At 66.5% G+C, this 13,021-nt stretch carries 11 protein-coding genes; all 11 read left to right on the top strand.

Annotated elements, in window-relative coordinates; all coding sequences use genetic code 11:
- Positions 1-874 (top strand): DNA-directed RNA polymerase subunit beta (locus tag FVE25_RS39180; RefSeq protein ID WP_484549358.1); only part of this gene is annotated, 874 nt, incomplete at its 5' end.
- Positions 875-888: 14 nt separating this feature from the next.
- Positions 889-4,764, top strand: a complete 3,876-nt coding sequence (locus FVE25_RS39175) for a DNA-directed RNA polymerase subunit beta' (protein WP_157252541.1) — start codon at positions 889-891, stop codon at positions 4,762-4,764.
- A gap of 836 nt (positions 4,765-5,600) precedes the next feature.
- On the top strand, positions 5,601-5,975 hold the full coding sequence (gene rpsL / locus FVE25_RS39170) for a 30S ribosomal protein S12 (RefSeq protein WP_020542315.1): 375 nt from the start codon (positions 5,601-5,603) through the stop codon (positions 5,973-5,975).
- A 2-nt stretch (positions 5,976-5,977) separates the two neighbouring features.
- Positions 5,978-6,448 carry a 30S ribosomal protein S7 gene (gene rpsG / locus FVE25_RS39165; RefSeq protein ID WP_157252540.1) on the top strand — a complete coding sequence of 157 codons (471 nt, stop codon included), beginning with the start codon at positions 5,978-5,980 and terminating at the stop codon, positions 6,446-6,448.
- 36 nt (positions 6,449-6,484) lie between these two features.
- Positions 6,485-8,584, top strand: a complete 2,100-nt coding sequence (gene fusA, locus FVE25_RS39160) for an elongation factor G (protein WP_157252539.1) — start codon at positions 6,485-6,487, stop codon at positions 8,582-8,584.
- A 116-nt stretch (positions 8,585-8,700) separates the two neighbouring features.
- Positions 8,701-9,894, top strand: coding sequence for an elongation factor Tu (gene tuf / locus FVE25_RS39155; protein WP_157252538.1), 1,194 nt, complete (start codon positions 8,701-8,703; stop codon positions 9,892-9,894).
- 269 nt (positions 9,895-10,163) lie between these two features.
- Positions 10,164-10,472 carry a 30S ribosomal protein S10 gene (gene rpsJ, locus FVE25_RS39150; protein ID WP_012887830.1) on the top strand — a complete coding sequence of 103 codons (309 nt, stop codon included), beginning with the start codon at positions 10,164-10,166 and terminating at the stop codon, positions 10,470-10,472.
- A gap of 14 nt (positions 10,473-10,486) precedes the next feature.
- The gene (gene rplC, locus FVE25_RS39145) at positions 10,487-11,140 is read left to right on the top strand and encodes a 50S ribosomal protein L3 (protein ID WP_157252537.1); all 654 of its coding nucleotides are present in this window, start codon (positions 10,487-10,489) and stop codon (positions 11,138-11,140) included.
- Positions 11,137-11,784, top strand: coding sequence for a 50S ribosomal protein L4 (rplD, locus tag FVE25_RS39140; protein ID WP_157252536.1), 648 nt, complete (start codon positions 11,137-11,139; stop codon positions 11,782-11,784). Before rplC ends, rplD begins: the two co-directional genes overlap by 4 nt.
- Positions 11,784-12,086, top strand: a complete 303-nt coding sequence (gene rplW, locus FVE25_RS39135) for a 50S ribosomal protein L23 (RefSeq protein WP_157252535.1) — start codon at positions 11,784-11,786, stop codon at positions 12,084-12,086. Before rplD ends, rplW begins: the two co-directional genes overlap by 1 nt.
- Positions 12,087-12,177: 91 nt before the next feature.
- The gene (rplB, locus tag FVE25_RS39130; RefSeq protein WP_157252534.1) at positions 12,178-13,014 is read left to right on the top strand and encodes a 50S ribosomal protein L2; all 837 of its coding nucleotides are present in this window, start codon (positions 12,178-12,180) and stop codon (positions 13,012-13,014) included.
- The last annotated feature ends 7 nt before the right edge of the window (positions 13,015-13,021 follow it).

Genomic DNA, 13,021 nt, shown 5'->3' with positions numbered 1-13,021 from the left:
GGCCGGCCGCCACGGCAACAAGGGCGTCATCTCCAAGATCCTGCCGGTGGAGGACATGCCGTTCCTGGAGGACGGCACCCCCGTCGACATCATCCTCAACCCGCTGGGCGTCCCCGGCCGCATGAACATCGGGCAGGTGCTCGAGGCTCACCTCGGCTGGATCGCCGCACGCGGATGGGACATCTCCGGCCTGACCGAGCAGTGGGCGGAACGCCTGCGCGAGAAGGGCTTCGAGAAGGTCCAGCCGCGCACCAACGTGGCCACGCCCGTCTTCGACGGCGCCACCGAGGGTGAGATCGTCGGTCTGCTCAGCAACACCCTGCCCAACCGCGACGGTGACCGCATGGTGCAGGAGACCGGCAAGGCGCAGCTGTTCGACGGCCGCTCCGGCGAGCCGTTCCCGTACCCGATCGCGGTCGGCTACAGCTACATCCTCAAGCTGCTGCACCTGGTGGACGACAAGATCCACGCCCGGTCCACCGGCCCCTACTCCATGATCACCCAGCAGCCGCTCGGCGGTAAGGCCCAGTTCGGCGGCCAGCGCTTCGGTGAGATGGAGGTGTGGGCGCTGGAGGCATACGGCGCCGCCTACGCCCTGCAGGAGCTGCTGACCATCAAGTCCGACGACGTCCTGGGCCGCGTGAAGGTCTACGAGGCCATCGTCAAGGGCGAGAACATCCCCGAGCCCGGCATTCCCGAGTCCTTCAAGGTCCTCATCAAGGAAATGCAGTCGCTGTGCCTGAACGTCGAGGTACTCTCCAGCGACGGCATGTCCATCGAGATGCGCGACACCGACGAGGACGTCTTCAGGGCCGCCGAGGAACTCGGTATCGATCTGTCCCGGCGTGAGCCGAGCAGCGTGGAAGAAGTCTGAGGGGGAGATCGCACATGCTAGACGTCAACTTCTTCGACGAGCTTCGGATCGGGCTGGCGACGGCCGACGACATCCGGCAGTGGTCGCACGGCGAGGTGAAGAAGCCCGAGACCATCAACTACCGGACTCTCAAGCCGGAAAAGGACGGACTCTTCTGCGAGAAGATCTTCGGCCCGACCCGCGACTGGGAGTGCTACTGCGGTAAGTACAAGCGCGTCCGCTTCAAGGGCATCATCTGTGAGCGCTGTGGCGTCGAGGTCACGCGCGCCAAGGTGCGCCGCGAGCGGATGGGCCACATCGAGCTTGCCGCTCCGGTCACCCACATCTGGTACTTCAAGGGCGTGCCCTCGCGCCTTGGCTACCTGCTCGACCTGGCCCCGAAGGACCTGGAGAAGGTCATCTACTTCGCGGCCTACATGATCACGCATGTCGACGCCGAGATGCGTGACCGTGACCTGCCCTCGCTCGAGGCCAAGATCTCGGTCGAGCGGCAGCACATCGAGCAGCGCCGCGACGCCGACATCGAGGCGCGGCAGAAGAAGCTCGAAGGCGACCTGGCCGAACTCGAGGCCGCCGGCGCCAAGGGCGACCAGCGCCGCAAGGTCCGTGAAGGCGCCGAGCGCGAGATGCGCCAGCTGCGCGACCGCGCCCAGCGCGAGCTCGACCGCCTCGACGAGGTGTGGAGCCGCTTCAAGAACCTCAAGGTCCAGGACCTCGAGGGCGACGAGCTGCTCTACCGCGAGATGCGCGACCGCTTCGGCCGCTACTTCAAGGGCGGCATGGGCGCGCAGGCGATCCAGGACCGCCTGACCAGCTTCGACCTCGACGCCGAGGCCGAGAACCTCCGCGAGACCATCCGCAGCGGCAAGGGCCAGAAGAAGGCCCGCGCCCTCAAGCGGCTCAAGGTCGTCTCGGCGTTCCTCAACACCACCAACTCGCCCCGCGGGATGGTGCTCGACTGCATCCCGGTCATCCCGCCGGACCTGCGCCCGATGGTGCAGCTCGACGGTGGCCGGTTCGCGACCTCCGACCTCAACGACCTCTACCGTCGTGTGATCAACCGGAACAACCGCCTCAAGCGTCTCCTCGACCTCGGCGCCCCCGAGATCATCGTGAACAACGAGAAGCGGATGCTCCAGGAGGCCGTCGACTCGCTGTTCGACAACGGCCGCCGCGGCCGCCCGGTCACGGGCCCCGGCAACCGTCCGCTGAAGTCCCTCAGCGACATGCTGAAGGGCAAGCAGGGCCGCTTCCGGCAGAACCTGCTGGGCAAGCGTGTCGACTACTCCGGCCGTTCGGTCATCGTCGTCGGCCCGCAGCTGAAGCTGCACCAGTGCGGCCTGCCCAAGCAGATGGCGCTGGAGCTGTTCAAGCCGTTCGTGATGAAGCGCCTCGTGGACCTCAACCACGCGCAGAACATCAAGTCGGCCAAGCGGATGGTCGAGCGTGCCCGCCCGGTCGTGTGGGACGTCCTCGAAGAGGTCATCACCGAGCACCCCGTGCTGCTCAACCGCGCTCCGACGCTCCACCGCCTGGGCATCCAGGCGTTCGAGCCGCAGCTGGTCGAGGGCAAGGCCATCCAGATCCACCCGCTCGTCTGCACCGCGTTCAACGCGGACTTCGACGGCGACCAGATGGCCGTGCACCTGCCGCTGTCGGCTGAGGCCCAGGCCGAGGCGCGCATCCTGATGCTCTCGACCAACAACATCCTCAAGCCGGCCGACGGCAAGCCCGTGACGATGCCCACCCAGGACATGGTCATCGGCCTCTACTGGCTGACCACCTCCAAGGACGAGGCGCGGGGAGAGGGCCGCATCTTCGGCTCCGTGGCCGAGGCGCAGATGGCCTTCGACCGCGGCGAGCTGGAGATCCAGGCCAAGATCCAGATCCGGCTCAAGGACGTCCTGCCGCCGCGCGACTGGGTCGCGCCGGAGGGCTGGGAGCAGGGTGACCCGATCCGCCTGGAGACGACCTTCGGCCGGTGCCTGTTCAACCAGACGCTTCCGCCGAACTACCCGTTCGTCAACTTCCAGGTCGGCAAGAAGCAGCTGTCCACGATCGTGAACGAGCTGGCCGAGACCTACCCCAAGGTCGAGGTCGCGGCCTCGCTCGACGCGCTCAAGGACGCCGGCTTCCGCTGGGCGACCCGCTCCGGCGTCACGATCTCGATCGAGGACGTCGTCGCGCCGCCCAACAAGACCGAGATCATGGAGAACTACGAGCGCCGGGCCGACAAGGTCCAGCGCGAGTACGAGCGCGGCCTGATCACCGACGAGGAGCGCCGCCAGGAGCTCATCGAGATCTGGACCCACGCCACCGCGGACGTCGAGACCGACATGGTCAAGGCGTTCCCGGCGACGAACCCGGTCTGGATGATGCTCAACTCCGGCGCCCGCGGTAACAAGATGCAGGTGCGTCAGATCGCCGGTATCCGTGGCCTGGTGTCCAACACCAAGGGTGAGACGATCCCGCGTCCGATCAAGGCGTCCTTCCGTGAGGGCCTGTCGGTGCTGGAGTACTTCATCTCCACCCACGGTCAGCGAAAGGGTCTGGCCGACACCGCCCTGCGTACCGCCGACTCGGGTTACCTGACCCGTCGTCTGGTGGACGTGGCGCAGGACGTCATCGTGCGCGAGATCGACTGCGGCACCGACCGCGCCGTCCCGCTGCACGTGGGCGAGCGCGACGCGTCGGGCAACCTGGTCAAGGCGGACAACGCCGAGTCCAACGTGCACGGCCGCATCCTGGCCGAGGACGTCGAGGTCGACGGCAAGATCATCGCCTCGGCGGGCACGGACATCACCGACATCCAGGTCTCCGCTCTGGTGGAGGTCGGGATCGAGACCGTGCGCACCCGCTCCGCGCTGGTGTGCGAGGCCAAGATCGGTGTCTGCGCCACCTGCTACGGCCGCTCGCTGGCCACCGGCAAGCTCGTGGACGTCGGCGAGGCGGTCGGCATCATCGCCGCCCAGTCGATCGGTGAGCCCGGCACCCAGCTGACGATGCGTACCTTCCACACCGGTGGTGTGGCCGGTGCGGACATCACCCACGGTCTGCCCCGAGTCCAGGAGCTCTTCGAGGCGCGCATCCCCAAGGGTGTCGCCCCGATCTCCGAGGCCGAGGGCCGCGTGCGGATCGACGAGACCGACAAGACCCGCAAGGTCGTCATCACCCCGGACGACGGCTCCGAGGAGATCGCCTACCCGGTGTCGATGCGTTCGCGTCTGCTCGTCTCGGAAGGCCAGCACGTCAAGGTCGGCCAGCAGCTGATCGCCGGTGCGGTCAACCCGAACGAGGTCCTGCGCATCATGGGCCCGCGCGAGGTGCAGCTGCACCTGGTCGCCGAGGTCCAGCAGGTGTACCGCTCGCAGGGTGTGTCGATCCACGACAAGCACATCGAGATCATCGTCCGCCAGATGCTCAAGCGCGTGAACGTGCTCGAGTCGGGCGACACCGACCTGCTCCCCGGTGAGCTGGTCGAGCGTCCCCGCTTCGAGAACATGAACCGCGAGACCGTGGCCGAGGGCGGCCAGCCCGCCGCCGGCCGTCCGGTCCTCATGGGCATCACGAAGGCGTCGCTGGCCACCGAGTCGTGGCTGTCGGCGGCCTCCTTCCAGGAGACGACCAGGGTCCTGACGGACGCGGCCATCCACGCCAAGTCCGACTCGCTCCTGGGCCTGAAGGAGAACGTCATCATCGGTAAGCTGATCCCGGCCGGCACGGGCATGCCCCAGTACCGCAACATCCGGGTGGAGCCGACCGAGGAGGCCAAGGCCGCGATGTACACGGTCGGCGGCTACGACGGCTCGGCCGCGGACTACACCTTCGGCACCGGCTCCGGCGAGGCTGTGCCGCTGGAGGAGTACGACTTCGGTCAGTACAACCGGTAGCGTGCGCTGAAGCGCCCGAGATCCCCGCGATCTCGGGCGCTTCGCTCGTTCCCCACCTTCCGCACACCCCTCCTAGTGCCCTGCCCGCCGCGGGCCGCTTTCCGCCGCACGCCCCTTCTTGTGCCCTCCGCCCGCCGGTTTCTGCCGCACGCCCTTCTGCGGCTCCCCGCCGTGTCTGTGGGGGGTTTCCTTCCTGTACGGCAGGCCGCGGGCACGCCACCCGCCGCACGTGGCCGGGGGCATTCCAGGGGAACGGCCGGCAGGCCGCGCGGGGTCGGCCGCCGTTACGTGCGCATCCTTGCCCACCCGCGTGGTTCACGCCCGCCACCCGATTGGGTAGTCAACCTTTTGCCCATGTTTCGCCGGTCTGCCCACACCCGGCGGCCCGTGCGCGGCCGAGAATTCACCGCCTGGTCATGGTCGCCCCGGGTTTCCTCGCAGGTGGGAGGGGGGTTGGGTGGGCCTTGCCGTACGCGCGGAGAAGGTTGGCGTAACCGGGCCGGAACAGTGGCCGGAAGCGGGTAAACTTGCGGCGGAGTCCTACTGACCACGGCGCGAGCGATATCGACGCGCAGCCGTTTTGACGTGCTGCGTGGGGCTGGGTAGTCTTGCCCTTCGTGCCCGTGTATTCATGGGCTCTCACGCATGCGCTCGCAACAGCGCTGTGTGGCTCTCCTCCCGAAGCGTTCAGCTGCGCGGGGACGTGGCTCTGTAAGAGAGCGACACGCCCGACCGCGTGGGTCGAAGCGGGGGAGAAAACAGCAGGTCATGACACCGGCAGTGCCTGCGAATTGCACGACTTGACGTATCACCGGCAAAGCACGAACGGAGTGGCAGTGCCCACTATTCAGCAGTTGGTCCGCAAGGGCCGGCAGGACAAGGTCTCCAAGACCAAGACTCCTGCCCTCAAGGGGAGTCCGCAGCGTCGCGGCGTTTGCCAGCGCGTCTACACCACGACCCCCAAGAAGCCCAACTCGGCCCTGCGCAAGGTGGCCCGTGTTCGGCTCACCAACGGCATCGAGGTCACGGCTTACATCCCGGGTGTGGGCCACAACCTGCAGGAGCACTCCATCGTGCTCGTGCGTGGCGGTCGTGTGAAGGACCTGCCGGGTGTTCGCTACAAGATCATCCGTGGCTCGCTCGACACCCAGGGCGTCCGTAACCGCAAGCAGGCCCGTAGCCGCTACGGCGCGAAGAAGGAGAAGAGCTAACAATGCCTCGCAAGGGTTCTCCTGGCCGTCGTCAGCTCATGTCTGACCCGGTTTACAATTCGCCGCTGGTTACCGCCCTGATCAACAAGGTGCTCCTGGACGGCAAGCGCTCCATCGCGCAGTCGATCGTCTACGGCGCCCTCGAGGGCTGCAAGGACAAGACCGGCAACGACCCGGTCATCACGCTCAAGCGAGCTCTCGACAACGTCAAGCCCACCCTCGAGGTCCGCAGCCGCCGCGTCGGTGGCGCGACCTACCAGGTCCCGGTTGAGGTGCGCGCCTCGCGCAGCACCACCCTGGCCCTGCGTTGGCTGGTGCAGTACTCCCGTGCCCGCCGCGAGAAGACCATGACCGAGCGCCTCATGAACGAGCTCCTCGACGCCAGCAACGGCCTCGGCGCGAGCGTCAAGAAGCGCGAGGACACCCACAAGATGGCCGAGTCCAACAAGGCCTTCGCCCACTACCGCTGGTAACAGCGGGTTCGACGAGACGACGAGGACGCGAGAGAAGTGGCCGCAACGACCGCTCTTGACCTGGCCAAGGTCCGCAACATTGGGATCATCGCCCATATTGACGCGGGCAAGACCACGACGACCGAGCGCATCCTGTTCTACACCGGTATCAACTACAAGATCGGTGAGGTCCACGATGGCGCTGCCACCATGGACTGGATGGAGCAGGAGCAGGAGCGCGGCATCACGATCACGTCCGCCGCGACGACCTGCGAGTGGGACGGTCACACGATCAACCTGATCGACACCCCGGGCCACGTCGACTTCACCATCGAGGTTGAGCGCAACCTGCGCGTCCTCGACGGTGCGGTCACCGTGTTCGACGGTGTCGCGGGTGTCGAACCGCAGTCGGAGACGGTGTGGCGGCAGGCTGACCGCTACAACGTCCCCCGCATCTGCTTCGTCAACAAGATGGACCGGGTCGGCGCGGAGTTCCACCGCTGCGTCGACATGATGATCAGCCGCCTGTCGGCGACGCCCGCGGTCGTTCAGCTTCCGTGGGGCGTCGAGGCCGGCTTCAAGGGCGTCATCGACCTCATCCGGATGAAGGGCCTGCTCTGGAGCGAGGAGGCGGCCAAGGGCGAGATGTACGACATCGTCGACATCCCGGCCGACCACGCCGAGATCGCTCGCGAGTGGCGCGACCGTCTGGTCGAGACCATCGCCGAGAACGACGACGAGCTGATGGAGCTCTTCCTCGAGGCTCAGGAGCCCACCGAGGAGCAGCTGGTCGCGGCCATCCGCCGCGCCACCATCGCCGGCGCCGTCAACCCGGTTCTCACCGGCACCGCGTTCAAGAACAAGGGCGTGCAGCCCCTGCTCGACGCCATCGTCGCCTACCTTCCCGCGCCGACCGACATCCCGGCCTTCAAGGGCCACGCGGTCAACAACGAGGAAGAGCTCATCGAGCGGCACGCGGACCCGGACGAGCCGTTCTCCGCGCTGGCCTTCAAGATCATGAGCGACCCGCACCTCGGCAAGCTCACCTACCTGCGCATCTACTCCGGTCAGCTGGAGACGGGCTCGCAGGTGCTCAACCCGGTGAAGGGCCGCAAGGAGCGCATCGGCAAGATCTACCAGATGCACGCGAACAAGCGCGAAGAGCGCCCCACCGCGAGCGCCGGTCAGATCGTCGCCGTCATGGGCCTGAAGGACACCACGACCGGTCACACCCTGTGCGACCCGGCCCACCCGGTGGTCCTGGAGTCCATGACCTTCCCGGCTCCGGTCATCAACGTCGCGATCGAGCCCAAGACCAAGGGCGACCAGGAGAAGCTGTCCACCGCGATCCAGCGCCTGGCCGAGGAGGACCCGTCCTTCCGCGTCCACCGCGATGAGGAGACCGGCCAGACGGTCATCTCCGGCATGGGCGAGCTCCACCTGGAGATCATCGTCGACCGTATGCGCCGCGAGTTCAAGGTCGAGGCGAACGTCGGCCGTCCGCAGGTCGCCTACCGCGAGACCATCCGCCGCACGGTGGAGAAGGTCGACTACACCCACAAGAAGCAGACCGGTGGTTCCGGTCAGTTCGCGCGGGTCATCATCAACCTCGAGCCGCTGGGCGAAGGCAACGACGGCTACGAGTTCGAGAACAAGGTCACGGGTGGCCGCGTCCCCAGGGAGTACATCCCCTCGGTCGACGCCGGCGCCCAGGAAGCCGCTGAGTTCGGCGTGCTGGCCGGTTACCCGATGGTCGGCGTGAAGGTTACGCTGACCGACGGCGCCGCCCACGACGTCGACTCCTCGGAAATGGCCTTCAAGATCGCTGGCTCGATGGCCTTCAAGGAGGCCGCGCGCAAGGCGGACGCCGTACTCCTCGAGCCGATGATGGCCGTCGAGGTCACCACGCCCGAGGACTACATGGGTGACGTCATCGGTGACCTCAACGGTCGCCGTGGCCAGATCCAGGCGATGGACGAGCGTTCCGGCGCCCGGGTCATCACCGCCCTGGTTCCGCTGTCCGAGATGTTTGGCTACGTGGGTGACCTGCGTAGCAAGACGCAGGGCCGCGCGAGCTACAGCATGCAGTTCGACTCCTACGCGGAGGTGCCCCCGGGCATCGCCAAGGAGATCGTCGCGAAGGCCCGGGGCGAGTAGTACTAACCCCGGAGTCCCTGGTGAGGCGGTGCGAGCCGCCTCACCGCCCAGGGGCCGGGTACCTTCCCGGGCCCGAGTGTGAAGTAAGTCAGTCAGATTCTCTAAGGAGAGAACCAGTGGCTAAGGCCAAGTTCGAGCGGACTAAGCCGCACGTGAACATCGGCACCATTGGGCACATCGACCACGGCAAGACCACTCTGACCGCGGCGATCACCCAGGTGCTGCACAAGCGCTACCCCGAGATCAACGAGGCGACCCCGTTCGACAAGATCGACAAGGCGCCCGAGGAGAAGGCTCGCGGTATCACGATCTCCATCGCGCACGTCGAGTACCAGACCGAGAAGCGCCACTACGCTCACGTGGACTGCCCCGGTCACGCCGACTACGTGAAGAACATGATCACCGGTGCCGCTCAGATGGACGGCGCCATCCTCGTGGTCGCCGCCACCGACGGCCCGATGCCGCAGACGAAGGAGCACGTCCTCCTGGCCCGCCAGGTCGGCGTTCCCTACATCGTCGTGGCTCTCAACAAGTCCGACATGGTGGACGACGAGGAGATCCTGGAGCTCGTCGAGCTCGAGGTTCGTGAGCTGCTGTCGGCTCAGGAGTTCCCCGGCGACGACCTCCCCGTGGTTCGCGTCTCCGCGCTCAAGGCGCTGGAGGGCGACACCAAGTGGGAGGACAGCATCATCGAGCTGATGACCGCTGTCGACGAGAACGTCCCCGAGCCGCAGCGTGACACCGAGAAGCCGTTCCTCATGCCGATCGAGGACGTGTTCTCGATCACCGGTCGTGGCACCGTCGTGACCGGCCGTATCGAGCGCGGCATCGTCAAGGTCAACGAGACCGTCGACATCATCGGCATCAAGAACGAGAAGACCACCACCACGGTCACCGGCGTCGAGATGTTCCGCAAGCTGCTCGACGAGGGCCAGGCGGGCGACAACGTCGGTCTGCTCCTGCGCGGCATCAAGCGCGAGGACGTCGAGCGCGGCCAGTGCATCATCAAGCCGGGCACCACGACCCCGCACACCGAGTTCGAGGCTCAGGTCTACATCCTGGGCAAGGACGAGGGCGGCCGCCACACGCCGTTCTTCAACAACTACCGCCCGCAGTTCTACTTCCGTACGACGGACGTGACCGGCGTGGTGAACCTCCCCGAGGGCACCGAGATGGTCATGCCGGGCGACAACACCGAGATGCGCGTTGAGCTGATCCAGCCCATCGCCATGGAGGACGGTCTGAAGTTCGCGATCCGTGAGGGCGGCCGCACCGTCGGCGCCGGTCGCGTGACGAAGATCATCAAGTAGTTCGATCGCTGGGCCGGCGGTCGGCCCCGACTCAGGGACCGGCCGCCGACTCACGAAAGCACGACCACGGCTCCACGAAAAGCCGTGATCTCGCAGTGGCTTCGGGCTCCGCCTCCGGGCTGTGACCGAAGTAACTGCCGGATCACGGAAGAAACAGCAGATCGAATACGTCTGCTACGTGGGGTTATCGGGCGGTCTCCGCCCGTACCAATAGCGGCATAGGCCGCACGATACTTTTTCAGACGACAGCGAAGGACACCGAGGCCACTATGGCGGGACAGAAGATCCGCATTCGGCTCAAGGCCTATGACCACGAGGTCATCGACAGCTCGGCCAAGAAGATCGTCGAGACGGTGACGCGGACTGGCGCGAAGGTCGCGGGCCCGGTGCCGCTGCCGACCGAGAAGAACGTGTACTGCGTCATCCGCTCGCCGCACAAGTACAAGGACAGCCGCGAGCACTTCGAGATGCGCACGCACAAGCGGCTGATTGACATCATCGACCCGACGCCCAAGACCGTCGACTCGCTCATGCGACTCGACCTCCCCGCGGGCGTTGACATTTCGATCAAGCTCTGAGGGAACGCACTGACATGGCTAAGACGATCAAGGGCGTCCTGGGCAAGAAGCTCGGCATGACCCAGGTCTTCGACGCGGACAACCGGATGATTCCGGTGACCGTGGTCGAAGCCGGTCCGTGCGTGGTGACCCGCGTCCGCACCGCAGACAAGGACGGCTACTCCGCCGTCCAGCTCGGCTTCGGGCAGGTCGACCCCCGGAAGGTCAACAAGCCGCTCGGCGACTACCTGCGTAAGCACGACATCACCCCGCGCCGTTACTTCGCGGAGATCCGCACCGACGACGCGAGCGACTACACCCTGGGCCAGGAGCTGCTGGCCGACACCTTCGAGGCCGGCCAGTTCGTCGACGTGACGGGCAAGAGCAAGGGCAAGGGCTTCGCCGGTGTCATGAAGCGGCACGGCTTCGGTGGTCTGGGTGCCTCGCACGGTACGCAGCGCAAGCACCGCTCGCCGGGTTCCATCGGTGGCTGCGCCACCCCGGGCCGCGTATTCAAGGGTCTGCGCATGGCTGGTCGGATGGGTAACGTCCGCACCACTGTGCAGAGCCTCAAGGTTCACGCCGTGGACGCCGAGAAGGGCCTCATCCTGATCAAGGGTGCGATCCCCGGCGCCAACGGCAGCCTGGTCCTCGTTCGCTCCGCTGCCAAGAAGGGGGCTGCCAAGTGAGCACCATTGACGTCCTCGACGCCAGCGGCACGAAGACCGGCACGGTCGACCTCCCCGAGGACATCTTCGGGGCCAAGGTCAACGTTCCGCTGATCCACCAGGTGGTCGTGGCCCAGCTCGCCGCTCGCCGGCAGGGCACCCACAAGGCCAAGACCCGCGGTGAGGTCAGCGGTGGCGGCAAGAAGCCGTACCGCCAGAAGGGCACCGGCCGCGCCCGTCAGGGTTCGACCCGCGCGCCCCAGTTCGCCGGCGGTGGCGTCGTCCACGGTCCGGTTCCGCGCGACTACTCGCAGCGGACCCCGAAGAAGATGAAGGCCGCCGCCCTGCGTGGCGCCCTGTCCGACCGGGCGTCCGGCAACCGCGTCCACGTGGTCAGCTCGCTGGTCGCGGGGGAGACCCCGAAGACCAAGGCTGCCCTCGAGTCGCTGCGCAAGATCACCCAGGCTCCGCGCGTTCTCGTCGTCGTCGACGAGGCCGACGAGCTGACCTGGCTGAGCCTGCGCAACGCTCCGGAGGTCCACCTGCTGGACGCCGGGCAGCTGAACACCTACGACGTGCTCGTCCACGACGACGTGGTCTTCACCCAGGAGGCGTACGACCAGGTTGTCGCTCGGCTGGGCCAGGGCGGGAAGGAAGACGCCTGATGGAGAAGATCGCCGACCCGCGCGACATCATCATCAAGCCGGTCGTCTCTGAGAAGAGCTACGGCCTGATCGATGAGCACAACAAGTACACGTTCCTGGTGCGGAAGACCGCGAACAAGACCCAGGTGAAGATCGCCGTTGAGCAGATCTTCGGGGTCAAGGTCAGCAGCGTGAACACCATCAACCGGCAGGGCAAGCGCAAGCGCACCCGCACCGGTTTCGGCAAGCGTCCCGACACCAAGCGCGCGATTGTGAGCCTGGTCGAGGGCGATCGGATCGACATCTTCGGTCAGATCGGCTGACGCTCGCCGTACATAGCTAGACAAAGGGCGAACCGCCGCACTTTTGTGCGGCGGGCTCTCCCATGTAACCGACAAAGGATGAACGAAAAAGATGGGCATCCGTAAGTACAAGCCGACGACCCCGGGTCGCCGCGGCTCGAGTGTCTCGGACTTCTCCGAGATCACCCGCAGCACGCCCGAGAAGTCGCTGCTTGCGCCCCTTCACAGCAAGGGCGGCCGCAACGTACACGGCCGGGTCACCGCTCGCCACCAGGGCGGCGGTCACAAGCGCGCATACCGGATCATCGACTTCCGCAGGCACGACAAGGACGGTATCCCGGCCAAGGTCGCTCACATCGAGTACGACCCGAACCGCACCGCCAACATCGCTCTGCTGCACTACGCCGACGGTGAGAAGCGCTACATCATCGCTCCCACCGGGCTCAAGCAGGGCGACCGGATCGAGAACGGCCCCTCGGCCGACATCAAGCCGGGCAACTGCCTGCCGCTGCGCAACATCCCGACCGGTACCTTCATCCACGCGGTGGAGCTCCGTCCGGGCGGTGGCGCCAAGCTCGGTCGCTCTGCCGGCGCGCAGATCCAGCTGCTCGCCAAGGAGGGCACCTACGCCACGCTGCGTATGCCGTCCGGCGAAATGCGCATGGTCGACGTGCGTTGCCGCGCGACTGTCGGTCAGGTGGGCAACGCCGAGCAGGCCAACATCAACTGGGGTAAGGCCGGACGTATGCGGTGGAAGGGCAAGCGCCCGACCGTCCGCGGTGTCGCGATGAACCCCGTCGACCACCCGCACGGTGGTGGTGAGGGTAAGACCTCCGGTGGTCGCCACCCGGTCAACCCCAAGGGCAAGCCCGAGGGCCGTACCCGTCAGGCGAACAAGGCCAGTGACAGGCTGATCATCCGCCGTCGGTCCAAGAGGAAGAAGCGGTAGGAGCAGC

Origin of the sequence: Nonomuraea typhae, from assembly GCF_009760925.1 — a bacterium.
GTDB classification, from domain to species: Bacteria; Actinomycetota; Actinomycetes; order Streptosporangiales; family Streptosporangiaceae; genus Nonomuraea; species Nonomuraea typhae.
This window is presented reverse-complemented; position numbering and strand designations above follow the sequence as displayed.

What these genes read in the sequence shown, in the direction of transcription:
- FVE25_RS39175 (WP_157252541.1), top strand. Translation starts at nt 889, where the DNA reads ATGCTAGACGTCAACTTCTTCGACGAGCTTCGGATCGGGCTGGCGACG.
- rpsG (WP_157252540.1), top strand. Translation starts at nt 5,978, where the DNA reads ATGCCTCGCAAGGGTTCTCCTGGCCGTCGTCAGCTCATGTCTGACCCG.
- rpsJ (WP_012887830.1), top strand. Translation starts at nt 10,164, where the DNA reads ATGGCGGGACAGAAGATCCGCATTCGGCTCAAGGCCTATGACCACGAG.
- rplC (WP_157252537.1), top strand. Translation starts at nt 10,487, where the DNA reads ATGGCTAAGACGATCAAGGGCGTCCTGGGCAAGAAGCTCGGCATGACC.
- rplW (WP_157252535.1), top strand. Translation starts at nt 11,784, where the DNA reads ATGGAGAAGATCGCCGACCCGCGCGACATCATCATCAAGCCGGTCGTC.
- rplB (WP_157252534.1), top strand. Translation starts at nt 12,178, where the DNA reads ATGGGCATCCGTAAGTACAAGCCGACGACCCCGGGTCGCCGCGGCTCG.